Genomic DNA, 26012 nt, shown 5'->3' on the forward strand with positions numbered 1-26012 from the left:
CCGGGCCCGGGGGGTGGCCACCCCCCGGGCCCGCTTTCATTATGCACGGCTTCGTCCAACAGGCGGGGATCCAGGTCCGTCCCCCCCACAAAGAACGTCGCACACCCGGGTCCGCGGTCGATGGCCGACATGACCGTCCACACCTCGGGCCGCCCGTCCATTCCCGTGGACGCCAACCTGGATCCCCGCCTTCGCGGGGATGACGGTGGTGGGGGCAGGGCGGAGCTGGGCAGAGGTGGCGCCTGACATGACCGCCCCATCGCACCCGGCACCCCTGTCCGTTCCCCCTTTCGCCCACCTCCACACACCCTCTCTACCGTCATCCCCGCGAAGGCGGGGATGACGGTGCTTCTTTTGTGCGGACATGGTCGATGGTGGAGTCGGACAGGGGCGGTGGCGGTTGGACGGTGCGGGCGTGATCGACGGCGGTGCGGGACAGCAGCGGGCCGGCGGACGACGCCGACCGTTCCCGCAGAACCCGCCGCCCATGTCCGACGCCACCCTCACCCGCCTGCGCACACCCCCTCCACCGTCATCCCCGCGGAGGCGGGGATCCACCTTTGCCACCCTGCGGAGAACGGCGACACAAACGGGCTCAGGCCGGAATGACGGGGCCCGCAGACGGCCGTCAGCCCTGTGCCGGCTGCCCCGGCAGCCTGAAGGGCAGCGGTGCCGCCCCCGGTGCGCCATCCGGTTTCAGCCCGTTGAACACGATGTCGATGAAGCTGTCGGCATAAGAGGTCGCGGCCTCGGGGTCGGTCAGCGGGGTGCCGTACATGCGCTCGATCATGCCCGAGAAGGTGAAGATCAGCGAGGCGCCGAAGACGATGATCAGGGTCACGTCGCGCAGTGGCATCTCGCGGATGGCGCCGGCCGCCATGGCGTCGCGGATTGCGCCTTCGAACTTGTCGAAGGCGGTTTTCATATAGCTTTCCACCAGCCAGTGCATGCGGTCGCCCGGCACCGAGCCTTCATGCACCGTCACCCGGGCGAAATCGGGGTTGTGGGCGTTGGCATAGACCAGGCCCTTGGTCAGCAGTTTCAGCCGGGTCAGCGGGTCCATGCCGCCGGGTTTTTCGGCGAGGTTTTCATAGAAGGCGATGCGTTCGGCCATCAGCCGGTCGATCGCCGCCTCCCAGATCTTCTGCTTCGAGCCGAAATGGTAATGCACGATCGACTGCGTCACCCCCGCCTCGGCCGCGATCGCGCCGGTGGTCACCGGTTCGTAGCCCAGCCGCGCGAACAGTTTCGTGGCGGCATCGAGCAGGGCGTTGCGGGTGGCATCGGGCCCGGCATCGCCCAGCGGCGGCCGGCCCTGGCGGCGGCGGCGCGGGGCGGCGGTGCTCGTCTTGCGGGTGCGCGCAGGTTTTGGCGCCGATGTTCGGTTGTCGTTCTCCTGGCTCGCCATCACCCTCTTACCATGTTTCGAACATCGTTCAGCGCCTGGACCATAGCCCCGTCCGGCGCGCCGGCCCAGCCCGAAATCACCGGGCCGGACCGGGACGCCGGTCCGGTCACGGCTTCAGCAGCGGGCAGTCGCTTTCCGCCGCCGGGCGGTAGGCCTCGGCACCGGGGATGGTGGTCTTCTGGGCCAGATAGTCGAGCGGGTATTTGGACTCCGCCGGGCTCTTGACCTCGAAGTAATACATGTCGCGCATCAGCCGCCCGTCGGCGCGGATGGTGGCGCCGTCGGTCATGAAGTCGTTGACCGGCATCGCCTTCATCTTCGCCAGCACCGCCTGGGTCCGGGTGGTGCCTGCGGCCTCCACCGCCTTCAGATAGTGCAGGACCGAGCTGTAGACGGTCGCCTGCACATCCGTCGGCACCTTGCCGTGGCGGGCCTTGAAGCGTTCGGCGAAGGCGCGGGTGCCGTCGGTCTGGTCCCAATAGAAATCGGCCACCACCGGCATGCCCCGGGTGGCATCCAGACCCAGACCCTGGATGTCGTTGACGGTGAAGAACAAGGGCGCGATCCGCTGGCCGGCCTGGGCGATGCCGAATTCATCCGCCTGTTTGATCATGTTGCGGACATCCGACCCGCCGGCCACCAGCGCGATCACATCTGCGCCCGAGCCCTGCGCCTGAAGCAGGAAAGAGCTGAAATCATTGGTGCCGAGCGGAAAGCGCACCGCACCCTTCACCGTGCCGCCCAGCTTCTCGATCACACTGATCGTGTCGCCTTCAAGCCCATGGCCCGAGGCATAGTCGACGGTCAGGAAGAACCAGGAGCTGCCGGGATTGCTCTTGAAGATGCCCTCGACATTGCCCTTGGCCAGGGCATAGCCGTCATAGCCCCAGATCAGGCCGTTGGTGGTGCATTTGTCGCCGGTCAGGCTCTTGTTGTTGGCGCCCGAGAACACCGCGATTTTGTCGCGCTTCATGATCACGTCCTGAAGCGCCAGCGAGATGCCCGAATTCGACACGTCGAACAGCGCCTGCACGCCCTCGTCGTCGAACCATTTCAGCGCCGCGGTGACGCCGATATCGGCCTTGTTCTGATGATCGGCCGAAACCAGCCCGACCGGCTGGCCCAGCACCTTGCCGCCGGCATCCTCGATCGCGAGTTCGGCCGCGATCACCGATCCCTTGCCGCCGAAATCCGAATAGACCGAGGACATGTCGGTCAGCACGCCGATCTTGACGGCATCCGCCGCCTGGGCACCGGCCATCTGGCACAGCACCGCCAGTGCCGCCGCGAGCCCCGCGGCGGGTTTCACTATCCTGCGCATGTGATTTTTCCTCCCGATCCCGGTCTTTGCGCCGGGGATGGTCGTTGGGGGGGGAGGGCCGGTGTGCCCGTCTTTGCGGGCATCGCCGGCCGGGAGTCTTTCGGCTCAGCGCGTGGCGATGAAGGGCCGTCGCTTGCCGCCTGCCGCCGGTGCCGGCGGCACCGGGAAGCCGTCGAGGCCGCGCCGCACCCAGTCGCGGCTGGCCGCAGGGTCGATCACGCCGTCGATTTCAAGGAAGGCCGCCATGTTCGACGCCTTGCCCTTGGCATAGAGCGCATCGACCAGCCTGCGGTAGAGCGCATCGCGCTCGGCCGGGTCGGCGATGGCTTCAAGATCGCGGCGATAGCCCAGGCGCACGGCCCCTTCCAGGCCCATGCCGCCGAACTCGCCGGTCGGCCACGACACGGTGAAGGCGGGGGACAGCATGTTGCCGCCGGCCATCGCCTGGGCGCCCAGGCCATAGCCCTTGCGCAGTACGATGGTGAACATCGGCACGGTCATGTTGGCGCCGCCCACGAACATCCGCGACACCCGCCGGACCAGCGCGGTCTTCTCGGCATCGGGGCCGACCATGAAGCCCGGCGTGTCGCAGAGCGACAGCACCGGCAGGCCGTGCGCCTCGCAGAGATCCAGGAAGCGTGCGGCCTTCTCGGCCGCCTCGCCATCGATCGCGCCGCCCAGATGGCGAGGATTGTTGGCGAACAGCCCCATCGGCCGGCCCTCGATCCGGATCAGGGCGGTGATGATGCCGATGCCGTAATCGGGCCGGAGTTCGAGCACCGAACCCGTGTCCGCGACCAGCTCGATCACCTTGCGCACGTCATAGGCGCGCAGCCGGTTTTCGGGGATGGCATTGCGCAGCAACCGCTGATCGGCGACCGCCCAGTCGGCCACCGGCCCCTGGAAATAGGACAGGTATTTCTTCGCGGCCGCCACCGCCTCGGCCTCGTCCTCGACCAGGATGTCGACCACGCCGTTCGGCACCTGAACATCCATCGGCCCGACCTCTTCGGGTTTATAGACGCCAAGGCCGCCGCCTTCGATCATGGCCGGGCCGCCCATGCCGAGATTGGCGTTGCGGGTGGCGATGATCACGTCGCAGACGCCCGCGATCGCGGCATTGCCGGCAAAGCAGCGGCCTGAGACCACGGCCACCGTCGGGGCCTTGCCGCTCATCTGCGCCAGCAGCTTGAAGGTCGGCACGTCCAGCCCCGCCACGCCGACATGGTCGGTATCGCCCGGCCGGCCGCCGCCGCCCTCGGCAAACACCACCAGCGGCATGGCCCAGTCATTGGCCAGATGGAACATGCGGTCCATCTTCTTGTGGTTCATGAAGCCCTGGGTGCCGGCCAGCACGGTGTAGTCGTAAGAGAGCAGCATGCAGCGCGCCCGCTCCGCCCCGAACAGCCCGGCATTCACCGAACCCACACCCGCCACCAGCCCGTCGGCGGGGCTCATCTTCTTCAGCGTCTCGTAATCATGTCGGCTGCGCTGGGCGGCGAGCGCCAGCGCGCCGTATTCCATGAAGCTGCCGGGATCGGCCAGATCCTCGATATTCTCGCGCGCGGTGCGCTGGCCGGTCTTGCGCCGCCGTGCCACCGCATCGGGCCGGCGGGCATCGGTCAGCTCGTCATGCAGTTCCAGGATCGCGGCCAGATCGGGGCGGATATGGTCCAGATCGACCTCGACCGTCTCCTCTTCCGCGGCCCCTTCGAAGTCACCCGGTTCGATGAACAGCACCGGCTGGTCGCCATAGACGGTTTCGTCCACCGCCACCGCCAGCGCCCGCACGACGCCCGCCCGGCCCGCGGTGATGGTGTGTTCCATCTTCATCGCCTCGATGATCGCCACCACCGTGCCGGGGCGGACGACATCGCCGGGGGTCACCTCGATCGCGACCACCCGGCCGGTCATCGGGGCGGCCACCGCCTCGGTGCCCTCGGGGGCGACCGGCCCGCTCGCCGCTTTCAGGGCCCCGCCACCGCTGCTTTCCACCCAGAGCTTCGGATGGCTGTCGGCGGTTTCGGCCAGCCGCGCGGCATGGGTGCCGATATAGCCGGTATCGACATGCCCGGCGCGCACCGCCTCGTCGGCGATCAGGCTTTGCAGGAAACCGATATTGGTCGCCACGCCTTCGATGCGGAATTCGGCCAGCGCCCGGCGGGCCCGGTCCAGCGCCAGATCCAGCCGGTTGCCCGGCACATGCACGATCAGCTTGGCCAGCAGCGAGTCGTAATGGGGCGAGGTCGCATAGCCGGCATAGCCGAAGGTCTCGACCCGGACACCGCGTCCGCCCGGCACCTCGAAGGCCGAAATCACCCCGCCCGCGGGCACGGCGACGGCATCGGCGCCGATCTTCTCCATATTGATCCGCAGCTGCACCGCCACGCCCTCGGGCTCGGGCAGGCGGCCGTCGCGCAGGCCCAGCTCGGCCAGGCTCAACCCGGCTGCCAGGCCGATCTGGGTCTGGACCAGATCGACGCCGGTCACCTCTTCGGTGACGGTGTGTTCCACCTGCAGCCGCGGATTGGCCTCCATGAACACGAAGCGCTGCCCGGCCGGGTCGCGGCCGTCGATCAGGAATTCGAAGGTGCACAGCGTGTGGATGCCGCCGGCCCTGGCCAGCGCCACCGCGGTCTCGGCGATCCGCGCCTTCAAGGCCGGGTCGAGCCCCGGCAGCGGCGCGATCTCGACCAGTTTCTGATGCCGGCGCTGCAGGCTGCATTCGCGTTCATGCAGATGGATCACCCGACCGTCCCGATCGCCCAGCACCTGGATTTCCAGATGCCGCGCCGGCTGGATCAGCTCTTCCACATAAAGCGCATCCGAGCCGAAGGCGCCCAGCGCCTCGGCGCCCGCCCGGGTCCAGGCCTCGGCCAGCTCCGATGCCGCACGCACCACCCGCATGCCGCGGCCGCCGCCACCGGCCACGGCTTTGATCATGATCGCGCCGCCGTCGCCCAGGCTCTCCAGGAAGCGCCGGGCTTCGTCTTCGGTGGTGGCATGGGCCGTGCCGCGGGCCAGCGGCGCGCCGGTCTCTGCCGCCAGCCGCCGGGCGGCACCCTTGTCGCCGAACAGGTCCAGCGCTTCGGGCTTCGGGCCGATGAAGGTCAGCCCCGCTTCGGCGCAGGCGCGGGCGAAGCCGGCATTCTCGGCCAGGAAGCCATAGCCCGGATGGATCGCATCGGCGCCGGTTTCCAGCGCCGCGCGGATCACGGCCTGGCCGTCCAGATAGGCGGCGGCACCGACGCCCGGCAGTTCCACCACCTGATCGGCGCGGCGCGTGTGCAGCGACCGGGCATCATCCTTCGGGGCCACGGCCACGGTCGGAATGCCCAGCTCGGCGGCAGCGCGCGCGATCCGGATCGCGATCTCGCCGCGATTGGCGATCAGAATGCGGCGGAAGAGGGGAGAAGAGGGGGAGGAGGGGGAGGTCATCTGTCAGAGCTGCCCGATCTTGTCGCGTTTCACCACGATGCCGGCGGCCTCGCGGTCCCAGGTGTCTGCCGTGACGCCCGCCTTGCGGATCAGGTACTTTTCGACCTTGTTCGTGGGCGTCTTGGGCAGGTCCGCAAGCATACGGACATAACGGGGGATCATGAAGTGCGCCATCCGCGGGCGCAGATGATCGATCAGCGCCGCCGGCTCCAGGCTGGCACCCTCGGCCAGCGACAGCGCGACCAGGATCTCGTCCTCGCTGTCGGCGGCCGGCACGGCGACCACGGCCGCCTCGCGCACGGCGGGATGGGCGCAGATTTCGGCCTCGACCTCGAAAGACGAGACGTTCTCGCCGCGGCGGCGGATCGAATCCTTGAAGCGGTCGACGAAGAACCAGTTGCCCTGATCATCCACCCGGAAGGCATCGCCGGTGTGGAACCAGCCATTGCGCCAGGCGGTGGCCGTCGCCTCAGGATTGCCGGAATAGCCGTGGTTCATCTGCCAGGGCAGGTCGGTGCGGATCACCAGCTCGCCCACCTCGCCCGGTGCCACCGCCCGGTCATGGGCATCGACCAGCCGCACCTCCACCCCGTCGCGCGGTCGGCCGCAGCTCGCCACCACCTCGGGGTTCTCTTCCGCGATCAGCGGGCAGGAGACCTCGCTCATATTGAACAGCGTATGCAGCGTCACGCCGAAGCGCCTGCGGAAGGCGATGGCCTCTTCGGTCAGTGGAATGGCGATGACATGGGCAAGGGGGCTGCCCCGGGCCGCGCCCTCGCCCTGATCCTTCAGCAGGAAGGCAGCCATCACTCCCAGCAGGATGACGCAGGTGGTGCCGCTCTGCCGGATCGCGGGCCAGAAGCCACTGGTGTCGAAGCCCTCGACCAGCGCGATGGAGCCGCCCAGCGCCAGCATGGCATAGACCGGGGCCGTGCCGCCGACATGAAACAGCGGCAGATTGACCATGAACCGGTCGCCGGCGCCCAGGAACGGCACCCGCCGCGGATCCGAGACCAGTGCCGTGCCCATGGCATGCAGATGGGCATAGCTCGACAGTACGCCCTTGGATGGCCCGGTGGTGCCCGAGGTGTAGATGATCGACTGGGTGTCCCAGGGCTCGACCGGTTCGGAGAGCGGGGCAGGGGAGGCCGTGCTCTCCAGCGCGTCGGCCCCCAGCCAGGTGATCCCCCGGGCGGCGGGCAGCCGCGCCGCGGCGGCAGATGCATCGGCGGCATCGGCCACGACCACCCGGTTGACGGCGCTGGTGTCGATCCCGACCAGGCGATCCGCCAGCGCCGCGATGGTGATCACCAGCCGCGCCTCCGACACCCGGATCACATGCTCCAGAATGCCGCCCTTATAGGCGGTGTTGATCGGCACATAGATCGCGCCGGCATAGTTGATCGCGAACCAGGCGGTGAGGCACAGGCCGCCATTGGGCAGCCAGACCACCACCCGGTCGCGGGGCTTCACCCCCAGGGACTGGAGGGCGGCGGCCATGGCGCGGACACGGGCGCGCATCTCCGCATAGCTCCAGCCTTCGCGCTCCGGCCGACCCTGGCCATCGGCAAAGACGACGAAGGCGGCATCGGGCGTGTCCGCGGTGCGGCGATCCAAGAGATCGGGCAGCACACAATCTGCGCGGCCCTGAAGGCGCGTGTGGTCCGGCATGTTTCCTCCCGTGCGGCAGCTCTTGAACGGTGCCGTCGGGATGATGGTGCATAAATCAATAGATCTATTCAATAACTGAATCGACCGCCGTGCCGCTTTGGTGCCCGCGGCCGCCAGTCGGCGGGATCGTCGCGCATAGCGCGTTGAAATCGTTTTCAGACTCAACCGCTTCCCGTGGTGCAATCGGGGCCATGCGAAATTTGCGAAACCGTCGCCGACATGTCTGGGGTAGAGTGCCCCACGGCGGTTCCTCCCCCCTTGGATCACGCCTGACGATGCGTGACGACAACGAGGTCCGGCCGCCATGCCCCAGATCCATCCGCTTCCCCGACGGCGCAGCCTGGCCCGGCTGCTGTTCCGCGTCGATCTGCAGCGGATGATCGTCGCCCTGGCGGTGGCGGCGGCAGGGGTGCTGTTGGCCAACGGCTTCTATTCCAGCTATCTGGTCCAGCGCCAGGTGTTGATCGACACGACGCTGAAGGCCAACCACGCCTATGCCGCCAAGCTGGCCGAAGCCGCGCAGAATTTCATCGAGGAAACCCAGCAGCAGCTGGCCTACAGCGCGGGCATCGTCGCCCGCGATTTCGACAATGAAAACCTGCTGCTCGACGAGGCCGAGCGTCTGCGGCTGCAGACCCACAGCTTCAACTCGGTCGCCATCGTCGATGCCGGGGCGATCGTGCGCGCCACCTCGCCCGAGGCCCTGCAGATCAAGGGGCGCTATCTGCGCTCGCTGGCGGCGCGCGAGGCGCTGGAACAGCGCCGGCCGCTGGTCAGCCAGCCCTATATGGCGATCACCGGCAATATGCTGGTGGTGATCTCGCAGCCGGTCTTCGCGGCCGACGGCCGCTATCTGGGCTATATCGGCGGCACGATCTATCTGCGTGAGCGCAACATCCTGAACGTGCTGCTGGGCACGCATCACTATGACGACGGCTCGTATCTCTATGTCGTCGATCAGGGGGGTACGCTGCTCTATCACCCCGAGGCCGCGCGGATCGGCGAGGCCGTCTCGGGCAATCCGGTGATCGAGGCCGCGATCGCCGGTGCCAGCGGCAGCCGCGAAGTGGTCAACAGCCGCGGCGTCGAGATGCTGGCGGGCTATGCCTCGGTGCCGGCTGCCGGCTGGGGGGTGGTCGCGCAGCGGCCGCTTGCGGTAACGCTGGCGCCGCTCGAAGGGCTGATGTGGCGGGTGGCCGCCAACAGCGCGCCGGCGGCGCTCGTCACCCTGGTCGCGATCTGGTGGTTCGCCCGGGCGATTTCCCGGCCCCTGGGCCAGCTGGCCGACGGCGCCCGCCAGATGGACGCCCCCGGCACCGCCGACCGTATCCAGCGGGTGCGGTCGTGGTATGTGGAGGCGCGGCAGATCAAGCGGGCGATGCTGATCGGCATCGGCCTGCTCCAGGCCCGGATCGGCCGGTTGGATCGCGACGTCCGCACCGATCCGCTCACCGGGCTGATCAACCGCCGCGGCCTGGACGAGGTTCTGGAGCTGTGGCGGGCCGAGGCCCGGCCCTTCGCGGCGATCGCGGTCGATATCGACCATTTCAAGCACGTCAACGACAGCTGGGGGCACGAGGTGGGGGATGCCGTGCTGCGCCGGTTGGGGCTGATTCTGCGGCAGGCCGCGCGCGACACCGATGTCGTCTGCCGCACCGGCGGCGAGGAATTTCTGCTGCTGCTGCCGGGTCTGTCATCCACAGCGGCGGTCGCCGTGGCTGAACGCCTGCGCAAGGCGGTGGCGCGGGAGCGGATCGAACCGGCGGGCCATGTGACGGTCTCGGCCGGTGTGGCCGTGCTGCCCGAAGACGCGACCGATATCGGCACCGCCCTGCGCCTTGCCGACGAGATGCTCTACGAGGCCAAGCGCGCCGGCCGCAACCGGGTGGTGGCGGCCCGAGCCTGACCCGTGGGATCCGAGCCTGACCCGTGGGACAGGAAGAAACCCGTGGGTCGATAAAAGGGGTTGCGGATCCGGGCCGATCGCCTCAATCATACGCCGCAAACATCCAGGGCGACGCGCCGCAACCGACAGGGAGGCTGGGAATGGGTCCGCTTCAGGGGATCAGGGTCATCGAGATCGCGGGCCTGGGCCCGGGACCCTTCTGCGCCATGCTGCTGGCCGATCTGGGCGCCGATGTGCTGCGGATCGAGCGGGCGACCGGCAGCGGGTTGTTCGATCCGAAATTCGATCTCTCCAACCGCGGCAAGCGCTCGGTGGTGCTGGACCTGAAGAAGCCCGAAGGCGTCGCTGCGGTGCTGAAGCTGGTGGAAAGCGCCGACATCCTGACCGAGGGCTTCCGTCCCGGCGTGATGGAACGGCTCGGCCTCGGCCCCGATATCTGCCTGGCGCGCAACCCGAAGCTCGTCTATGGCCGCATGACCGGTTTCGGCCAGACCGGGCCGCTGGCGAAGGTGGCCGGCCACGACATCAACTACATCGCCATGTCGGGTGCGCTGCATGCGATCGGCGGGCCCGACAAGCCGGTGCCGCCGCTCAACCTGGTCGGCGATTTCGGCGGCGGGGCGCTCTATCTGGCCTTCGGGCTGATGGCGGCGCTGATCGATGCCGGGCGCAGCGGCAAGGGCCAGGTGGTCGACGCCACCATGATCGACGGTGCCGCCAGCCTGATGACCATGATGTACGGCATGGCCGCCGCCGGCAGCTGGGATGATCGCCGCTACACCAATCTGGTCGATGGCGGCGCCCATTTCTACGACACCTATGAAACCGCCGACGGCAGGCATGTCTCGATCGGCTCGATCGAGCCGCAGTTTTATGCCGAGCTGATCCGCCTGGCCGGGCTCGACCCGGCCGAATTCGCCGCCCAGAACGACAAGGCGGAATGGCCGCGGATGAAGGCCCGGCTGGTCGAGGTGTTCAAGACGAAGACCCGCGACGAGTGGTGCAGCCTGATGGAAGGCAGCGATGTCTGCTTCGCCCCGGTGCTGTCGATGTTCGAGGCGCCGGAGCACCCGCATAATCGCGAACGCGGCACCTTCATCGAGGTGGACGGCGTGGTTCAGCCGGGCCCGGCGCCGCGCTTCAGCCGCACGGCACCCGGCCGGCCGACCCCGCCGCCGGCCCCCGGCGCCCATACCGATCAGGGCCTGGCCGATTGGGGCTTTTCGGCCGACGAGATCGCGACGCTGAAGGCCTCCGGTGCGGCCGCCTGAGGATGATCCGGTGCCGGGGGATCGTGTGGCGGCTCAGCCCGCCACCACGCCCACCCCGGTCGCCCCGGTCACGGTGATCGCGACATTGCCGATCGCCGCCACCGCCGGCCCGGTGGGGCGGAGGGCGGCCAGTTCGTCGCGCGGCGCGTCGAAGAAGCGCAGCTCCGCCGTGCCCGATGCCATCGGCCCGGCGACGCGGCCGGTGATGCCCGGCAACACCAGGCGGAGCGTGCCGGCTGTCGGTTCGCCGATGATCGACGGCGCCCCCACCAGCCCGTAGGTCGGCCCGGCCAGAAAGCCCAGCGCCTGGCCCTCGCCGCCATCCAGCGTTACCGCCGCCTCGGCCAGCCGCCGGTCCTTGACCGCCAGGCTCGCCCCCATCCGGGTACCGGCGCGGAGCGGGGCGGCGGCCGGATGGTCCAGCCCGTATGAGCGGGTCATCCACACCTGGCCCAGTTTCTTGGGCCAGCCCTGCAGCCAGCCGCGGATCAGCGAGATGTCCTGATCGACCCAGATCATCGGGCAGAAATTGACCGCAGCACCATCGCGCTCCGCCTCGACCAGCAGGATGAATTCCCGGTACTGGGCATTGACCGGGTCGAGCAGTTCCCAGCCGTCGGTGGTCGCCTGCCATTCGCAGACATGGGCGATGATCCGCCCGGTCGCGCGGCCGAACCCCTGGGGCAGGAAGCGCGCGGCGGCCGCCGGATCGGTCGGGCAGGCCATGGACAGCACCGTGCCGGCATAATGCCAGGGCGGCGCCGGCACCAGAGAGGAACGGCCGTCGGGAGTATACGGGGGCGTGAAGCCACGGAGCATGGCAGGCAACTTTCAGGCAATGATCCCCGGCAACAATCACCGGATGCGCACAGTGTAGCGCGTTTTGCCGGAAAGCTGTGTGCCAGGCTTGCCCCTGAAGTCGTCAATCCCGCAAGATCCTGCCGCCATCTCCTTATTCTGTGGACGGATCATGCCCGAGATCAGCTTCGATGCCGCCGACATCCGGATCATGCGCACCCTTCAGGGCGATGGCCGGATGAGCAATCAGGATCTGGCCCAGGCGGTCGGCCTCTCGCCCTCGCCCTGCTGGCGCCGGGTGCGGCGGCTGGAGGAGCTGGGCGTGATCCGCGGCTATGGCGTGCAGCTCGATCGCCGAAGGCTGGGCCTCGGCGTGCAGGCCTTCGTCCGCGCCCGCATCGGCGTGCATTCCGAAGCCGAGGCCCGGCTGTTCGAGGCCGAAGTGATGCGCCTGGACGAGGTGACGGCCTGCTGGGCAATCACGGGCGAAGCCGATTTCCTGCTCCAGGTCGTCGCCGCCGATCTGGATGCCTTCGGCAGCTTCGCCATGACCGTGGTCCGCCGCCTGCCCGGCATCCGCGAAATGCATTCCAGCCTGGTCCTGCGCGAAATCAAGGCACCCGGCACCCTGCCGCTGCCGCGGGCGGGGTGACCGGCCCCGGACCGTTGGCGCCGGTTCCGTGCCGGCGGCACGCATAATCTTTACGCGAAAGTAAACAACGTTGGAACGACTTTGCCAGGCGACGCCTGAAGCCACCGCCCCAAGAGTTCGTTCAGAAAATACGTTTGAAAGTCCCCACGTTTTCCTGCAGAGTGCTCCGATCGCAAGGTTGACCGGGTGCCGGAGCCGCCCTGTGCAAATTGAACCGCCCTGGGTCACTTGAATCGTCCTGGGCAACTTGAACCCGTTATATGCTGGTGTGGATATGAACGAGCCTGAAACGACTGCCTCTCCCGCCCCGGCGCGGAATGTGAACCTGCTGCCCTGGGCTGCGCCGGTGCTGGGCGTCTACAACGCCGCGCCCCTGACCCAGGGGATCAGCGATCAGTCGTCAGACGGCTTTATCAATACCCATTCCTGACCCGCCGTCAGTATGGTTCAGAGCAGCGCCGGGTTTCTGGCCGGTACCGGTGGCTTGGTTCGTGATCTGGCCCGCCGCTGCCCTTCGGAATTCCGCATCGACCGGATTCACCAGGGTGACGGCGGTATCATCGTCGGCCTGGGCCGCGACAACCCGATCCGCCGGCTACGGCGCTCCGCGCCCCGATCGATCGGGCCGGGTCCGTCAGGCGCGGTGACGCTGGTCAACGGCGAGATCTACAATCTCACCGATCTGGCCCGAGAGCTGGGGCTGGACCGGACGATGCCGCTGACGCCGGTGCGGCTGGTCGACGCCCTTCTCGACCGGCAGGGCGTCGACGGGCTTGCCCGGCTGGATGGCGACTACACCCTGGTGCGCTGGTCGCCCGCCGATCGCTCGCTGCTGCTCGCCGCCTGCCCGATGGGGCGGGACAGCCTGTGCCATGCCGCCACGCCCGACGGCATCGTTGCGGCCAGCCGGCCCAGCTGGCTGCTGGCCGTTCCGGAGGTCGATCCGGAACCGGATCCCGAGGTGCTTGCCTACCGGCTGGTCAAGATGGAAAGCCGGATCGGCGACCGCACCCCCTGGCGCCATATCCGGCGCCTGCAACCGGGCTGGTATCTGAAATGGCAGGACGGATCCACGCGGACGGCCCCCTTCTGGTCGCCGGTGCCCCGGCGCACATTGCGTCTGCGCCGGGATGGCGAGTATGTGGAGGCCGCGCGCGAACATCTGGACCGTGCGGTCGCCGCGCGCTGCCCTGCCGGCAAACCCGTCCTGTGCCTGCTGTCGGCAGGGCTGGATTCGCCCGGCGTCGCCGCGACGGCCTCTCGCAGCCATGACGCGCCCGTCCATACCCTCACCATCCGCGCCGATCCCGATGTTCCCCAGCTGCCCCCGGATGCCGGGCATTTCGCCGACGAGTGGGAGCGGCTGCAGCCTTTCCTGGCCCGCTATCCCGGGTTGACGCCACATCTGGTCGATGCCTGGCAACCCGATCTCTCGATGGAATATGCCGGCGGGCCGCTGCGGAGCCGCGACTGGCCGGAGAAGAGCCCCTATCAGATATCCTGGATGCTGCTGCCCGTGGAGCGCACTGTGCGGGAACAGGACATCGGCGTGGTCCTGAGCGGCGATGCGGGCAATGTCACGCTCAGCTATACCGGCGGCCGGGTGGTCGCCGATCAGTTCCGGCGTGGGCGGGCGCTGGCGGCCTGGCGCAACCTCGTTCCCTATCGCCCGGAATTGCGGGGCCGGCCAAGGCTGTTCTGGGGGCCCCGGGCGCTTTGGGGCCAGGCGGTGGCGCCCCTGGCCGGCCCCGGCATTCGCCGCCTGACGCGGCGGTTGCGCGGCGGCCGGGACTATTGGTGGCAGGAATGGAGCAGCATCCGGCCAGAAGTTGCGGAACGGTTGCGGCTGGCGGAACACGATCAGCCGACCGTGCGCACGGGCTCGCCCGATCTCGACAATCATATCCAGCTGCTGGAATATTTCCGCCAGAACAACGCCCAGTATGCTCATCTCTTTCAGGGCATGGCCTGGTCCTGGCGCGATCCGTATTGCGATCTGGGCCTGGTGGAGTTCTGCCTGTCGCTGCCGCGCGACCAGTTCCGCCGCAACGGGGTGCCGCGCCTGCTGGCCCGCCGCACCCTGGCAGACCGCGTGCCGCAGCCCATTCTGGATGAGCGTCGGATCGGCCTGCAGCATGCCGACTGGTTCGGCTGGATGGGGCGGCGGCGCGACTGGATGGCGGCAGAGATCGACCGGATCGAACAATCACCCCTGGCCTGCTCCATTCTGGATACGCAGCATATGCGCGCGATCCTGGACGCCTGGCCGGCCACCCCCGAAGAGGCCGGGCGCTTCCCCACCTCTCACCGTCTGCGCAAGGGGCTGGGCGAGGCGCTGCGGGTGGGGCAGTTCATCCTGATGCAGGAAGGCCGCAATGGCTGAAGGTCTCGCCGGAACCGGCCCGATCTGGATGCCCGTCCGCGCCGTGCCCTCGGCCGCCGGCGGCAGCTTCCTGCTGCGGCCGATGGCGGCCGATGCCCCGGTCGAGGAGGTGCTGTTCGGCCTGCATGGCCGCCCGCCCGCCGATCATCCGGCCGCGGCGGGGCTGCGCTCTGCGTTGATCCGCGACCACGCGCCGACGGCGCCGGTGTTGCCGCCGCTGCTTGCGATCTGGCATCTGACGCGCTGCGGTTCCACGCTCACCGCCCGCATGCTGTCCTGCATCGACGCCCTGCAGGTGATGGACGAGCCGGGGGCCGTGGTCGATATCTGCGGCGCCTTCTGGGCGCTGGTGCCCATCGCCGACCGGCTGGCGGCGCTGGATGCGGCGCTGCGGTCGCTGGGCCAGCGGGTCAGGCCCGGGGCACGGCATCTGGTTGTAAAGCAGTCGCTGCGCAGCTGGCGGGATCAGGATCTGTTCGCGCAGATCCACCCCGACATGCACCGGGTGCTGATCATCCGCGATCCGCTGGAAATCCTGGTATCGAACCTGACCGGGCCGCCGGGCTGGTTGAAGCTGCGTGATGCGGTCTGGTCGCCGCTGCTCTCGGGGGTGGCGCTCGCCCGGCAGCGGGAGTTGAACGACGCCGAATTCATCGCCCGCTGCCTGGGCCGCGCCTTCACCGCCATGGCGGCGATGGTGGAGGCGGATCCGGCGGGCTGGCTGATCCTGGACTATGCCGAACTGCCCGGGGCGGTGACGACCCGGCTTCTGCCGCGCCTGGGCATTACGCCCACACCGGACGAGGCGGCGGCAATGGCCGATGCGACCCGGCTTCAGGCCTGGAGCCGCCGGGGTCGCCGGCCCTTCAGCGACGACCGGGCGCAGAAGCAGGCGGCCGCCACCCCGGAGATGCACGATCTCTGCGACCGCTTCCTGCGCGCACCCTGGCAGCGGATGGCGGCCGTCGCCCATGGCGGTTCCGGCATACTCAACCTCGATCAGGCAGCAAGGCAGTCCGCGTCATGATCTTCCCCCCTGAGACCGTCTTCACCCGTTCTCCCGACCCGCTCACCACCGAGATCGACGGCGAGGTGGTGATGATGGACCTCACGAGCAGCGCCTATTTCAACCTGGACAGCATCGGCGCCGCCATCTGGGGACAGCTGGAGACCCCGACGCGGTTCGAGGATCTGTGCGGTGCGCTGCATGCCCGTTATGACGCGCCGCTCGACATCATCCGGCGCGATGTCGCGGCGCTGCTCGCAGACATGCTGACCCACGGGCTGGTGCGGAAGGAGGCAGCGTGAGCGACGCCCCGGACGTCGCCGCCGCGCCGGATCTGGCCTCCATGGCCCGTCAGGCGGCCTTCCTGCTTCTGCAGGGCCGGGCCGATGCTGCCGCGGCGCTCTGCGGCTGCATCCAGGCGATCGACCCCAATCTGGACGGCTTCGGGGCCTTCACCGACCTGCTGATCTGGGCCCGCCTGCCCGGGAGCTGACCAGCCCCGAGCGGTTTCTGTCGATCACCCGCCTGCACGGGCCCGACGATCCCGATCTGGCGCCGCTGGTGGCCGAGCTGGCGAGCGGGCTGGAGCATTATGACCGGCCCGGCGACCGCTCCATCCGTATGGGATCGCGCCGCAATCATCTGGAACAATCGGACAGCCCGGTGCTGCGCCGCCTGCTCGACCGGCTGTGGCGGGTGGCCTGCGACTGCCTGCCGGCGGATCCGGCCAATCCCTTCCTGCGCGCCCGGGCTGGCTGCGCGTCGGCCCTGCGACCGACCGCGGCTTCACGGCAGCCGCCGGCGGCGGGGAGGGAGGCTGGGACGAGCGCTGGATCCGCCCCGAGCCCGGCCTCGTGGTGCTGATGCCCAGCCATTTCACCCATGAAACCGTGCCGCTCGGCTGCGATCAGCGGCGGATCTGTGTTGCCTTCGAACTTCATCCGGCTGCGGCCGATCAGGCCGGCCACCGGCCCTGAGACCGCCGCGGTGGCCGGATGGTCCAGCCCGTCACGGGTGCGCAAGCCCCCGCCGTTGCATCTTGCTTATCCGGCGGCGGCGGCTTCGCCGAGTTCCGCGTTGCTGCGCGCCGTGCCGCACAGATTCCAGGTGCCATCGACGGCATGGAGTCCTTCCGACCAGATGCGGTCCTTGGGCAGCATTCCCCCCGAAAGCTCATGCAATATCTCGGTCGCTTCGCCGAAGAAGGCGATCTGGACCGCACGTTCGGCCAGCGCGAAGGACGGCGTCCTGGTCTCGATCCAGGCGCCCTCGACAGGCGTCCCGCCCGCATAGGTTTTGCCTTTTGGCAGGACGTTCACATGCGAGGTGACGTTGGGCGTCATGACGCTGTTTCCGGTGAGGCCGTGATGACGCAGGAACGACCGGACGATGCGTTCGATGGCGATGGCCTCCTTGTCTTCAGGGAGCACGCCTTCGGTAAGGGTGAGGACGATGGGCATGGGCTGTCTCCAGGTCATGGTGGGGTCGCATCTGGCGATTGCCAGCGGGAACGAGGTATTGTATATAGATCGTTATCCAATGATTATGTGACCCGGCTGGTCCCGTCAATCATAAAATAACGATCGTGATATAAAAGGACTTAGATGCGCTACCCTCCCGAACACAAGCAGCAGGCGCGCGCTCGCATCGTTGAGGCGTCCGGCAAGGCGTTCCGGCGGCACGGCTATGGCGGCGTCGGGATCGATGGCCTCTCGAAGGAAGCGGGGGTCACCTCCGGGGCCTTCTATGGCCACTTCAAGTCCAAAGACCTCGCCTTCCGTGAGATCGCCATCCGGGGGATGGAGGAGTTGCGCGATGGGATCGCCGCCCTGCAGGCCGCATATGGGGAGGACTGGGGCGCGGCGTTCGTCGATTTCTACCTCGGCGAACGGCGGACCTGCGAACTCGGCGAAAGCTGCGCGTTGCAGAGTCTGACGCCGGACGTCATGCGCGCCGACGCCGAAACCCGTGCGGCCTATGAGGTGGTGTTCGGGCAGATCGTCGAACAGATCGCGAAGGGCCTGCCTCACCTGCCGCCGGAGATCGCGCGCCATCGCGCCATCGTGCTGCTGTCATTGCTCTCGGGCGGCGTCACCGTGGCGCGGAGCATGGCATCAACCGAGCAATCCGCTGCGATTGGCAACGCCTTGCGTTCAACAGCGATCGCGCTCGTCAGCGGGAAATAGCGCGTCGTCACCCGCGCCCAAGAACCCGCGCCCAAGAACCCGCGCCCAAGAACCCGCGCCCAGGAAGCGGAGAGAGATGATGCGTCTCGCCAATTTTCTGTTCTTCACCACGCGCTGCGAGGAGGCGCTCGCCTTTTACAGCCGATGTGGCCTGGGCCGGATCATCGAGCTCAAACGCTATGGCGCGGATGGCGTACCGGTGGGCGACGAGGCGTTCCGGGGGAAGATCGCCTATGCGCGCTTCGCTGGACCGGATATCGAATTCTACGCGTCCGACAATCATGACGCCGAGCCGATGCGCGGATCGGCGCATTATCTGACGACTGACGATCGCGAGGAAACCGACCGGATCTTCGGCTGCCTCAGCGAAGGCGGCACAGTGACAACGCAGCTCGCTGTCCAGCCCTGGGGCGGATATTACGGCAAGCTCACCGACCGCTTCGGTGTGCAATGGATGATCGAATGCCGGTCTGTTGGTTGAAATCTGACGCTTGTCCTGAAATATCGAAGACAATCGACTGGAACTCAGGCTTCAGCCTCAATCACACTCAGAAGGCGATGATGGCCGCCCTCACCCCCGCCGTCGCTGGGCGAAATACTGTGCCGGCGTGCTGCCCAGGGCCTTTTTGAACATGGCGATGAAGGCATTGACCGACTCATAACCCAGTTCCGCCGCGACGTTCTGAACCGCGGTGCCGGCGGCCAGTGTGCGCAGGGCGACGATCAGGTGCAGCTGCTGTCGCCAGCGGCCGAAGGTCAGGCCGGTTTCCCGGATCATCAGGCGGGCGAGGGAGCGTTCGCTCATCGCCACCCGCTTTGCCCAGTCGCCGAGCGTGCTGCGGTCGGCCGGGTCGAGGGTCAGGGCGTCGGCGATCATGCGGATCTTGGGATGGCCCGAGATCGGCAGGTTGAAGCGCTCCCGCGGCATCCCCGCCAGTTCGTCGAGCGTGACGCGCGCCAGCCGCGCGGCATGGCTGTCGGCCGGGTAGTCGGCCGGCTCCTGCGCCAGCCGGTCGACCATTTCCCGCACCAGCGGCGAGAGCGACAGGGTGCAGCAGCTGTCGGGCAGCAGGGCGGCCGCCGGTTCCACGAACAGATAACTCAGCCGGGCATTCGTCGTCGCCCGGGCGCTGTGCGGCATGCCGCCCGGAATCCAGACCCCGCAATTGGGCGGCACGATCCAGATGTCGTTATCCGCCGTGCAGGTCACCGCCCCGCGCCGCGCCAGGATCAGCTGCCCCTTGCGATGCCGGTGGACCGGCACCTCTTCGGCATGGTCTGCGAAATCCAGCTGGCTGGCGACTGCCGGCCGGTCGGTGAGGTCCGGATCGAAGACCGAGACGGCGGAAACGGCAGATCTTGGGGAGGGGCGCATCGCTTTGGCAGTTTTCAGTGATTTTATGACTGGATATCGAATTTAACCGGTTTGGCGCCGCGGCGATACTCCGCAGCATGAGCACCGATCATCGCCCCGAGCGCCCCTTTGCCGCAGCCGGCCGTCACCTCCGGCGCCTGTTCCTTTCGCCCCTGCTGCGGGCGGATGCAGATGCGCTGCTGTTCTCGGCAAAAAGCTTCATGGCCGCGATGCTGGCCTGTTATCTCGCGCTGCGGATCGGGCTGCCGCGGCCCTATTGGGCGGTTCTGACGGTCTATATCGTCTCGCAAGGCTCGGCGGGCGCCTCGCTCGGCCGCGGCGTCTATCGCTTCGCCGGCACCCTGGTCGGTGCGGCGGCGACGGTGGTGATCATTCCGGCCTTCGTGAACGACCCGATCCTGTGCAGCATCGTGCTCGCCTGCTGGATCGGCCTGTGCCTCGGCCTGTCCCTGCTCGATCGCACGCCCCGCGCCTATGCCTTCGTTCTGGCCGGCTACACCGCCAGCCTGATCGGCTTTCCGGGCGTGCTCGATCCGGGCCAGATCTTCACCACCGCCCTGGTGCGGGTTCAGGAAATCTCGGTCGGCATCCTCTGCGCGGTTCTGGTTCATCGCATCGTTCTGCCCAAACATGCAACCGACCAGTTCATCGGCCGGCTGGCCGCCACACTCCGCGATGCCCGGCGCCTGGCGGATGATGCCCTGGGCGGGGCGGCGGCGCGGCAGACGCGCGACGATCGCCGCCAGCTTGCCGCCGATCTTCTGGGCCTCCAGGGGCTGGGCACGCAGCTGCCCTATGATCCGGCGCCGCTGGTGCCGCATCTCGGGCTGCGCCGGATGATCCATGACCGGCTGTCCCACCTGCTGCCGCTGACGATGGAGGTGGAAGAAAAGATCGCCGCCCTGAACCTTGAGACAGGCGATCCGGCAGACGAAACCGCGCGGCTGGTGGCGGATCTCCGCCGCTGGATCGCCATGGACGATGCGGCCGCGCGGGCAGCTGCGGCGGGCGGCCTGATCGACCGGGCGGACGCCCTCGGGGCCCGGCTTGCCGCCGGGGCGGCGATGCCGCGCGACCGGCTCGCAGCCAATCTCGCCGGCCGTCTCGCCTTGATGGTCGGCCTGCTTCGGGACGCTGACCGGCTCTGGCAACAGGCCCTGAGGGCCGGCCCCGTCCGATCGGCCCCCCGGCCGGCCAGGGGCTATGTCTATCACCGCGACCCGTGGATGGCGGTCAGGGCGGGGGCCGGTGCCGCCATCGGCATCACCATGGGCTGCCTGTTCTGGATCTGGTCGGGCTGGCCGGATGGCGGGATGGCGGTCTCGATCCTGGGTGTGTGCTGTGCCCTGTTCGGAACCGTCGATGCGCCGGCGCCGCATCTGCGGACCTATATGCTGGGCTCGGTCTACGGGGTGGCGATCAGCCTGGTCTATGGCTTCGCGATCCTGCCGCGGGTGCCCGATTTCGCCGGTCTCGTCGTGGTCCTGGCCCCCGTCTTCCTGTTCGCCGGATCCCTGCAGGCGCGCCCGCCCACGACCTTCATGGCGCTCGGCATCACGCTGACGGTGCCGATCCTGGGCGGGCTGGACAGCGTCTATCACGGCGATTTCGCCACTGCCCTCAACAACGTGGTCGCGCTGTTCGCGGCCGTCGGCTTTGCGATGGTGAGCATGACGATTTTTCAGACCGTCCCGCCCCATGCGGCGATCAGACGCCTGCTGCGGCTGAGCCGCAGGGATGTCCGACGGCGCATTCTCGGCACCGCCCCCGACGAGGCCTGGTGGACGAACCTCATGGTCGACCGCACGGCGCTGCTGCTGCCCAGGCTGCGGCTCTCGGGCCGCCTGCAGGGCCATCTGCTTGACGATACCATGCATCATCTGCGCATCGGCCATGCCGCCGGGCAGCTCCGCCACGAGATCGGCCGGGTGGAAGGCCATATCGGCCGCGATGCCCGCGGGTTGCTGGCGGCGATCGCGGCCGGCTTCGCGGCCCGGCAGCCTGATCCCGGCCGGATCGCCGGCCAGATCGCCGGGCTGGAGCCGCGCATCCGGGCGCTGGCCGGGCTGATCGCCGGCAGTTCGCTTCACAACCGTGCCCGCCTGCTCGACCTGATCATCGATCTGCGCTTCGCGCTGGGGCTGGGCAATAGCGGCACGCCCGACGGGGAGCCACGCCCATGATCACCGATCTCGCCCTCGGCGGCGTTTTCATCCCCGGCCTGCTGGTGCTGGCGGTCCTGGCGCTCGTCGCCACCCTGCTGGTGATCCGGGTTCTGGTCGTCACGGGGCTCAGCCGCCTCTTCGCCGGTCGGCCGCTCGTCGAGCTTGCCGTCTTCGCCATCATTTACGGGCTGCTGCTCCAGCACCTGCCATCCACCGGGCTCTTCCAATGACCAGGATCCTCTCCCGCCTCGGCCGCTATGTCCTCACCCTCTGCATCGTCGTGCCCGCCGCCGTGATCGCCCTGCAGTACTGGGAGCGGTATCAACAGGTGCCCTGGACCCGCGACGGCCGGGTCAGCGCCGATGTCGTCCGGCTGGCGCCCGAGGTGTCGGGCACCGTCGCCACGGTCGAGGTCGGCGACAACGGCCATGTTCATCGGGGCGATGTGCTGTATGCCATCGACCCCGAGCGCTATCGCCTTGCCGTCCGGTCCGCCGAGGCCGATGTCGAGGCCAGGCGTCAGGAGATGATCGTCCGCCGGGCGGCGGCAGAGCGGCGCAGGCGGCTGCGCGAGGCGATCTCGCGCGAAGATCTTCAGCAGGTGGAGGCCGCGGCGGCGGTGGCCGATGCCGACTGGCGGGCGGCGCAGGCGCGGCTGGATCTCGCCCGGCTCGATCTGGCGCGCACGACCGTGCGTTCTCCGGTCGACGGCTATGTCAGCAGCCTGCGCCTCCGGCCCGGCGATTATGCGATCGCGGGCGAAAGCCGCATCTCGATCGTCGATGCCGGCAGCTTCCGGATCACCGGCTATTTCGAAGAGACCAAAATCCGGCATGTCCGGCCGGGGCGCCCGGCGCAGATCCGGCTGATGGGGTTCGACCGGCCGTTGTCGGGCCATGTCGACAGCATCGGCCGCGGTATCGAGAACGACAACGACACGCCCGGCGCGCAGGGCCTGCCCGATGTGCCCGAGACATTCGCCTGGGTGCGCCTGGCCCGGCGCATCCCCGTCCGCATCCGGATCGATGCGGTGCCGCCCGGGGTGGAGCTGGTCGCGGGCATGACCGCGGCGGTCGAGATCACCCCCGATGGAGAGGCGCCGATGCGGCTTCGCATTTTTTAAACTGTCTTATTTACGTTCAGAACGCAATTTGTTACGGTCCTCCTCATCAGCCACATGCACCCCGCTCCAACAGAGGGCAGATTGATGAGCTTCGTCGAGACCTATGCGACGGATGATGCCGTCGCGCTGGCCGCGCGTATCCGTGCGAAGGAAGTGAGCCCGCGCGAGGCCGTCGCGGCCGCCTTTGCCGCGATCGACCGGGTCGATCCTGCCCTGAATGCTGTGATCATGCGGATGGAGGCCCAGGCCGAAGAGCAGCTGGCGGCGCTCGACCGGCTCGATCCCGCGGCCACCCCGCTCTATGGCGTGCCGGTGCTGCTGAAGGACGACTGCCAGTCCTATGCCGGCGTGCCCAGCGCCAATGCCAGCCGTCTGGCCGCCGGGTTCACCCGCGATTACGACACCGAGATCATGGCGCGCTATCGCAAGGCCGGCGTGATCGTGGTCGGCAAGACCAATCTGCCGGAATACGGCTCCAACGCCACAACCGAACCGGTTGCGAACGGTCCGACGCACAATCCTTGGAAGCATGGTTTCAGCGTCGGCGGCTCCAGTGGCGGTTCGTCGGCGGCGGTGGCGGCGGGCATGGTGCCGGTCGCCTATGCCAATGACGGCGCGGGCTCGATCCGCTGCCCGGCCTCGTCGACCGGCACCTTCGGGCTGAAGCCCTCGCGCGCCCGTACCCCGGCCGGGCCGGTGTCGTGGGATCTGTGGGGCGGGCTGGTCTCGGAACACGTCATCACCCGCAGCGTGCGCGACAGTGCGCTGATGCTGGATCTGACCGACGGCCCCGATGTCGGCGCACCCTATTTCGCACCGCCCAAGGCCCGGCCGTGGATCGAGGAACTGGCCGCCGCCCCCGGCCGGCTGAAGATCGCCCTCAGCCTGACCCCGCCGGTCCGGGTGGAGGTGACCGAGGATGTCCGTGCCGTCACGCTGCGCATGGCAAAGCTACTGGAAGAGATGGGCCACGAGGTGGTCGAGGCCGTGCCGGTCTATGATGGCGAGGCGGTGGCCGAGGCGCTGAAGCTGATGCTCTGCGCCTATGATGCGGCACAGATCGACGACCTCTCGAAGGTCATGGGCCGGCCGGTCGACCGCAGCACGGTCGAAGGCGGGCTTCTGGCCGCGGCCGCCCGCGGCCGGGCGACGCCGGCGCCGGCCCTGCTGGATGCCCGCGGCCGGATGGGGGCAGAGGCCCGGCGTTTCTGCCGCTTCTTCGGCGATTACGACCTGCTGATGACCCCGACCCTGCCGCAGGCGCCGATGGCCCATGGCTATCTGGACAGCGACGGGCTGGACCTCGACACCTATCTGAACCGGGTGATGGGCCATCTGGGCTTCACCCATATCGCCAATGTTACCGGCCAGCCGGCGATGTCGGTGCCGGGTGGTTTCAGCGACGGCGGTCTGCCGGTCGGCGTGCAGTTCATCGCCCGCCCGGGCGACGAGGCGACGCTGTTCCGTCTGGCGGCCCGGATCGAAGAGGCGGCGCCCTGGGCGCGGCATCTGCCCCCGGTCCACGCCTCGCGCGGCTGAGGACGACCGTCCCCATGTATGCACCTGCACGCTATCGTATCGAGGAGGCCGCGCGCCGCGCGGCCTTCGTCGATGCCCACGGCTTTGCCATGCTGGTGGATGTGCCGCCCCAGGGCGGCGCGCCGCTCGCCAGCCATCTGCCGCTGCTCAGGCTGGATGACGGCCTGGCGCCCGGCGACCGGCTGCTCGGCCATATCGCCTGCGTCAACCCGCAGGCGGCGCGGCTTTGCGACGGCGTGCCGGTGCTGGCGGTCTTCACGGGGCCCGACGGCTATGTCTCCCCCGCCTGGTATGTCACCGGGGTCGATGCGCCGACCTGGAACTATTCGGCGCTGCACGTCACCGGCCATATCCGCCTGCTGACCGGTCTTGACGCCAACCGCGCGGCGCTGGCCCGCACGGTTGCACATTTCGAGGCGCAGCAACCCGGCCCCTGGCCGCTGGACCAGCTGAACGAGGCCGATATCCAGGCCATGCTGCCGCGCATCCAGGCCTTCGAGATCGTCATCCAGACGGTGGAGGCGCTGGCCAAGTTCAGCCAGGAACGCCCCGAGGCCGACCGCGCCGCGGTGATCCGCGCGCTGGCGGAAAGCCCCCGCGACGAAGACCGTGCCCTCGCGGCCGAAATGGCCGCGCACTACCGCCAGTGAGCCTTCTCTCCCAGCGTGGGATCGAACGGCTCCCAGCCGCCATTGAGGCGGCGGCCAAGGGCGCGGGAGCGCCCGCCCGGCGAGGGGCTAAAAAAGACTCTCTCCCTCGTCTTCGGGGAATTCCGCCGCCTGGGACAGATGATGGCGAAGCAGGGCGGCTGCCAGCCGGCGGTTGCCGGCCTCGATCGCCTGGAGGATCGCCAGATGTTCGCAACAGGACTGCACCACCCGATCAGGCGTCAGCCGGCGGAACTCGTCGCGTTCCTGGATGCGGCGCAGATTGTTCTGCTGGGCGATGGCCTGGTCGAAGAAGCGGTTGCCGGCGCCGGCCACGATCGTCTCGTGGAAGGCGGCGTTGACCCGGAACCATTCGCGCTCGTCCAGCGTCTCGCGATCGGCGGCCAGCACCTTCAGATGGGCGGCGCGCAGTTCGGCGAAGCGGGCGGTGTCGACCCGGTAGCGGGGCTGGGCCAGGGCCTGGCATTCGATGGCGATGCGGAAGGCATAGCTTTCGGTCACCGCGTCGTCGTCGTCCAGGCTGTCGACGAAGCGCCAGCCATGGCCGGGCTGGCGGGTCACCAGCCCCTCGGTCGACAGCCGGATCAGCACCCGGCGCAGCGTGCCGTGAGAGACGCCATAGCGGGGCAGCAGCTCGGCTTCGGACACGTCCTGGGCGATGCGGCCCTGGGCCTTGTCGGCGATGATCATCTGATAGACCCGCTCGGTATCCGAGGCGGGCAGGCGGGCCTCGACGCGCGCGGCGGCGGCGGTGATGGCGGCGGGGTCCTCGACCAGCCGGAAGCTGCGGCCGGGCGACTGGGCGATCAGCCCTTCGCGTTCCAGCAGCTCCAGCGCCCGGCGCACCGGCGTGCGCGACACGTCCAGCGCCTTGGCCAGCGCCAGTTCCGGAAAGCGTTCGCCCGGCGCCCAGCGGCCGTCGCGGATGCGCTCCAGAATCCGGCGCGCGACCTCGATCTGCAGGGCGGACAGCCCGGCCTGCGGTGCGGCGTCGTCCTCGGCCTCGGGCATCGTCACCATCGAAAAGACAGCCTGATCTGTGGGGTGCGCGACCGGCCCCGGCTGCGGCCTGCGCATCTGCATCCCTTGTTAACCACGGCTT

The 26012-nt window shown here is 68.6% G+C and carries 25 protein-coding genes; 17 read left to right on the top strand and 8 right to left on the bottom strand.

Annotated elements, in window-relative coordinates; genetic code table 11:
* Window positions 1–628 precede the first annotated feature (628 nt).
* The 4 genes from CMO28_RS16055 to CMO28_RS16070 form a co-directional block, all read right to left on the bottom strand.
* Entirely contained in the window at window positions 629–1408 is a 780-nt protein-coding gene (locus CMO28_RS16055) for a TetR/AcrR family transcriptional regulator (RefSeq protein ID WP_296715172.1), read from the bottom strand.
* 106 nt (window positions 1409–1514) lie between these two features.
* Window positions 1515–2729, bottom strand: a complete 1215-nt coding sequence (locus tag CMO28_RS16060) for an ABC transporter substrate-binding protein (protein ID WP_296715174.1) — start codon at window positions 2727–2729, stop codon at window positions 1515–1517.
* A 105-nt stretch (window positions 2730–2834) separates the two neighbouring features.
* Window positions 2835–6167, bottom strand: a complete 3333-nt coding sequence (locus tag CMO28_RS16065) for an acetyl-CoA carboxylase family protein (protein ID WP_296715175.1) — start codon at window positions 6165–6167, stop codon at window positions 2835–2837.
* Between the two features lie 3 nt (window positions 6168–6170).
* Window positions 6171–7838 carry an AMP-binding protein gene (locus CMO28_RS16070; RefSeq protein ID WP_296715177.1) on the bottom strand — a complete coding sequence of 556 codons (1668 nt, stop codon included), beginning with the start codon at window positions 7836–7838 and terminating at the stop codon, window positions 6171–6173.
* Window positions 7839–8142: 304 nt separating this feature from the next.
* Here CMO28_RS16070 and CMO28_RS16075 point away from each other — a divergent pair, with 304 nt between their 5' ends.
* Together CMO28_RS16075 and CMO28_RS16080 are read left to right on the top strand one after the other, a co-directional pair.
* Window positions 8143–9744 carry a sensor domain-containing diguanylate cyclase gene (locus CMO28_RS16075; RefSeq protein WP_296715178.1) on the top strand — a complete coding sequence of 534 codons (1602 nt, stop codon included), beginning with the start codon at window positions 8143–8145 and terminating at the stop codon, window positions 9742–9744.
* Window positions 9745–9878: 134 nt separating this feature from the next.
* Entirely contained in the window at window positions 9879–11015 is a 1137-nt protein-coding gene (locus CMO28_RS16080) for a CaiB/BaiF CoA-transferase family protein (protein ID WP_322111369.1), read from the top strand.
* A gap of 33 nt (window positions 11016–11048) precedes the next feature.
* On the opposite strand, the gene CMO28_RS16085 is transcribed toward CMO28_RS16080, so the two are convergent.
* Complete coding sequence (locus CMO28_RS16085) at window positions 11049–11834, bottom strand: acetoacetate decarboxylase family protein (RefSeq protein WP_296715182.1); 786 nt, start codon at window positions 11832–11834, stop codon at window positions 11049–11051.
* A gap of 151 nt (window positions 11835–11985) precedes the next feature.
* On the opposite strand from CMO28_RS16085, the gene CMO28_RS16090 reads away from it, so the two are divergent.
* The 8 genes from CMO28_RS16090 (at window position 11986) to CMO28_RS16125 (ending at window position 16831) form a co-directional block, all read left to right on the top strand.
* Window positions 11986–12465, top strand: coding sequence for an Lrp/AsnC family transcriptional regulator (locus CMO28_RS16090; protein WP_062762051.1), 480 nt, complete (start codon window positions 11986–11988; stop codon window positions 12463–12465).
* A gap of 274 nt (window positions 12466–12739) precedes the next feature.
* Window positions 12740–12895 (top strand): hypothetical protein, encoded by a 156-nt coding sequence (locus CMO28_RS16095; RefSeq protein ID WP_296715184.1) that lies wholly within the window; start codon window positions 12740–12742, stop codon window positions 12893–12895.
* A gap of 12 nt (window positions 12896–12907) precedes the next feature.
* Window positions 12908–14848, top strand: a complete 1941-nt coding sequence (locus CMO28_RS16100) for an asparagine synthetase B family protein (protein WP_296715186.1) — start codon at window positions 12908–12910, stop codon at window positions 14846–14848.
* Entirely contained in the window at window positions 14841–15875 is a 1035-nt protein-coding gene (locus tag CMO28_RS16105; protein ID WP_296715187.1) for an aspartyl/asparaginyl beta-hydroxylase, read from the top strand. The genes CMO28_RS16100 and CMO28_RS16105 overlap by 8 nt, the downstream gene beginning before the upstream one ends.
* Complete coding sequence (locus CMO28_RS16110) at window positions 15872–16156, top strand: PqqD family protein (RefSeq protein ID WP_296715189.1); 285 nt, start codon at window positions 15872–15874, stop codon at window positions 16154–16156. Before CMO28_RS16105 ends, CMO28_RS16110 begins: the two co-directional genes overlap by 4 nt.
* Entirely contained in the window at window positions 16153–16347 is a 195-nt protein-coding gene (locus CMO28_RS16115; protein ID WP_296715191.1) for a hypothetical protein, read from the top strand. The genes CMO28_RS16110 and CMO28_RS16115 overlap by 4 nt, the downstream gene beginning before the upstream one ends.
* Window positions 16348–16415: 68 nt before the next feature.
* Window positions 16416–16718 carry a hypothetical protein gene (locus tag CMO28_RS16120; RefSeq protein WP_296715193.1) on the top strand — a complete coding sequence of 101 codons (303 nt, stop codon included), beginning with the start codon at window positions 16416–16418 and terminating at the stop codon, window positions 16716–16718.
* Entirely contained in the window at window positions 16718–16831 is a 114-nt protein-coding gene (locus CMO28_RS16125) for a hypothetical protein (protein WP_296715246.1), read from the top strand. Before CMO28_RS16120 ends, CMO28_RS16125 begins: the two co-directional genes overlap by 1 nt.
* Window positions 16832–16897: 66 nt before the next feature.
* Here CMO28_RS16125 and CMO28_RS16130 read toward each other — a convergent pair whose 3' ends face one another.
* Window positions 16898–17314, bottom strand: coding sequence for a 4-oxalocrotonate tautomerase (locus CMO28_RS16130; RefSeq protein WP_296715195.1), 417 nt, complete (start codon window positions 17312–17314; stop codon window positions 16898–16900).
* A 144-nt stretch (window positions 17315–17458) separates the two neighbouring features.
* Between CMO28_RS16130 and CMO28_RS16135 the strand changes: the two genes are divergently transcribed.
* Together CMO28_RS16135 and CMO28_RS16140 are read left to right on the top strand one after the other, a co-directional pair.
* Window positions 17459–18040: a TetR/AcrR family transcriptional regulator gene (locus tag CMO28_RS16135; RefSeq protein ID WP_296715197.1), complete on the top strand. Its 582-nt coding sequence runs from the start codon at window positions 17459–17461 to the stop codon at window positions 18038–18040.
* A 79-nt stretch (window positions 18041–18119) separates the two neighbouring features.
* The gene (locus CMO28_RS16140; protein WP_322111370.1) at window positions 18120–18521 is read left to right on the top strand and encodes a VOC family protein; all 402 of its coding nucleotides are present in this window, start codon (window positions 18120–18122) and stop codon (window positions 18519–18521) included.
* Window positions 18522–18611: 90 nt separating this feature from the next.
* Here CMO28_RS16140 and CMO28_RS16145 read toward each other — a convergent pair whose 3' ends face one another.
* Window positions 18612–19415, bottom strand: a complete 804-nt coding sequence (locus tag CMO28_RS16145) for an AraC family transcriptional regulator (RefSeq protein ID WP_296715200.1) — start codon at window positions 19413–19415, stop codon at window positions 18612–18614.
* 77 nt (window positions 19416–19492) lie between these two features.
* Between CMO28_RS16145 and CMO28_RS16150 the strand changes: the two genes are divergently transcribed.
* The 5 genes from CMO28_RS16150 to CMO28_RS16170 all read left to right on the top strand — a co-directional run bounded on the left by CMO28_RS16150 (window position 19493) and on the right by CMO28_RS16170 (window position 24892).
* Window positions 19493–21598 (top strand): FUSC family protein, encoded by a 2106-nt coding sequence (locus CMO28_RS16150; RefSeq protein WP_296715202.1) that lies wholly within the window; start codon window positions 19493–19495, stop codon window positions 21596–21598.
* Window positions 21595–21810 carry a DUF1656 domain-containing protein gene (locus CMO28_RS16155; RefSeq protein WP_014752810.1) on the top strand — a complete coding sequence of 72 codons (216 nt, stop codon included), beginning with the start codon at window positions 21595–21597 and terminating at the stop codon, window positions 21808–21810. Before CMO28_RS16150 ends, CMO28_RS16155 begins: the two co-directional genes overlap by 4 nt.
* The gene (locus CMO28_RS16160; RefSeq protein WP_296715204.1) at window positions 21807–22703 is read left to right on the top strand and encodes an HlyD family secretion protein; all 897 of its coding nucleotides are present in this window, start codon (window positions 21807–21809) and stop codon (window positions 22701–22703) included. The genes CMO28_RS16155 and CMO28_RS16160 overlap by 4 nt, the downstream gene beginning before the upstream one ends.
* An 84-nt stretch (window positions 22704–22787) precedes the next feature.
* Complete coding sequence (locus tag CMO28_RS16165; protein ID WP_296715206.1) at window positions 22788–24242, top strand: amidase; 1455 nt, start codon at window positions 22788–22790, stop codon at window positions 24240–24242.
* A gap of 14 nt (window positions 24243–24256) precedes the next feature.
* On the top strand, window positions 24257–24892 hold the full coding sequence (locus CMO28_RS16170) for an FMN-binding negative transcriptional regulator (protein ID WP_296715208.1): 636 nt from the start codon (window positions 24257–24259) through the stop codon (window positions 24890–24892).
* A gap of 87 nt (window positions 24893–24979) precedes the next feature.
* Here the strand turns inward: CMO28_RS16170 and CMO28_RS16175 are convergent, their stop codons facing one another.
* The gene (locus CMO28_RS16175) at window positions 24980–25930 is read right to left on the bottom strand and encodes a GntR family transcriptional regulator (RefSeq protein WP_296715209.1); all 951 of its coding nucleotides are present in this window, start codon (window positions 25928–25930) and stop codon (window positions 24980–24982) included.
* Window positions 25931–26012 lie beyond the last annotated feature (82 nt).

Origin of the sequence: Tistrella sp., from assembly GCF_002684955.1 — a bacterium.
Lineage (GTDB): Bacteria > Pseudomonadota > Alphaproteobacteria > Tistrellales > Tistrellaceae > Tistrella > Tistrella mobilis.

Bases quoted from the DNA above. Each gene is read 5' to 3' on its own strand.
- CMO28_RS16125 (WP_296715246.1), top strand. From the start codon at position 16,718: ATGCCCAGCCATTTCACCCATGAAACCGTGCCGCTCGGCTGCGATCAG.
- CMO28_RS16065 (WP_296715175.1), bottom strand. From the start codon at position 6,167: ATGACCTCCCCCTCCTCCCCCTCTTCTCCCCTCTTCCGCCGCATTCTG.
- CMO28_RS16150 (WP_296715202.1), top strand. From the start codon at position 19,493: ATGAGCACCGATCATCGCCCCGAGCGCCCCTTTGCCGCAGCCGGCCGT.
- CMO28_RS16110 (WP_296715189.1), top strand. From the start codon at position 15,872: ATGATCTTCCCCCCTGAGACCGTCTTCACCCGTTCTCCCGACCCGCTC.
- CMO28_RS16095 (WP_296715184.1), top strand. From the start codon at position 12,740: ATGAACGAGCCTGAAACGACTGCCTCTCCCGCCCCGGCGCGGAATGTG.
- CMO28_RS16090 (WP_062762051.1), top strand. From the start codon at position 11,986: ATGCCCGAGATCAGCTTCGATGCCGCCGACATCCGGATCATGCGCACC.
- CMO28_RS16145 (WP_296715200.1), bottom strand. From the start codon at position 19,415: ATGCGCCCCTCCCCAAGATCTGCCGTTTCCGCCGTCTCGGTCTTCGAT.
- CMO28_RS16165 (WP_296715206.1), top strand. From the start codon at position 22,788: ATGAGCTTCGTCGAGACCTATGCGACGGATGATGCCGTCGCGCTGGCC.
- CMO28_RS16160 (WP_296715204.1), top strand. From the start codon at position 21,807: ATGACCAGGATCCTCTCCCGCCTCGGCCGCTATGTCCTCACCCTCTGC.
- CMO28_RS16175 (WP_296715209.1), bottom strand. From the start codon at position 25,930: ATGGTGACGATGCCCGAGGCCGAGGACGACGCCGCACCGCAGGCCGGG.
- CMO28_RS16060 (WP_296715174.1), bottom strand. From the start codon at position 2,729: ATGCGCAGGATAGTGAAACCCGCCGCGGGGCTCGCGGCGGCACTGGCG.
- CMO28_RS16130 (WP_296715195.1), bottom strand. From the start codon at position 17,314: ATGCCCATCGTCCTCACCCTTACCGAAGGCGTGCTCCCTGAAGACAAG.
- CMO28_RS16085 (WP_296715182.1), bottom strand. From the start codon at position 11,834: ATGCTCCGTGGCTTCACGCCCCCGTATACTCCCGACGGCCGTTCCTCT.
- CMO28_RS16140 (WP_322111370.1), top strand. From the start codon at position 18,120: ATGCGTCTCGCCAATTTTCTGTTCTTCACCACGCGCTGCGAGGAGGCG.
- CMO28_RS16075 (WP_296715178.1), top strand. From the start codon at position 8,143: ATGCCCCAGATCCATCCGCTTCCCCGACGGCGCAGCCTGGCCCGGCTG.
- CMO28_RS16070 (WP_296715177.1), bottom strand. From the start codon at position 7,838: ATGCCGGACCACACGCGCCTTCAGGGCCGCGCAGATTGTGTGCTGCCC.
- CMO28_RS16170 (WP_296715208.1), top strand. From the start codon at position 24,257: ATGTATGCACCTGCACGCTATCGTATCGAGGAGGCCGCGCGCCGCGCG.
- CMO28_RS16055 (WP_296715172.1), bottom strand. From the start codon at position 1,408: ATGGCGAGCCAGGAGAACGACAACCGAACATCGGCGCCAAAACCTGCG.
- CMO28_RS16105 (WP_296715187.1), top strand. From the start codon at position 14,841: ATGGCTGAAGGTCTCGCCGGAACCGGCCCGATCTGGATGCCCGTCCGC.
- CMO28_RS16100 (WP_296715186.1), top strand. From the start codon at position 12,908: ATGGTTCAGAGCAGCGCCGGGTTTCTGGCCGGTACCGGTGGCTTGGTT.
- CMO28_RS16135 (WP_296715197.1), top strand. From the start codon at position 17,459: ATGCGCTACCCTCCCGAACACAAGCAGCAGGCGCGCGCTCGCATCGTT.
- CMO28_RS16155 (WP_014752810.1), top strand. From the start codon at position 21,595: ATGATCACCGATCTCGCCCTCGGCGGCGTTTTCATCCCCGGCCTGCTG.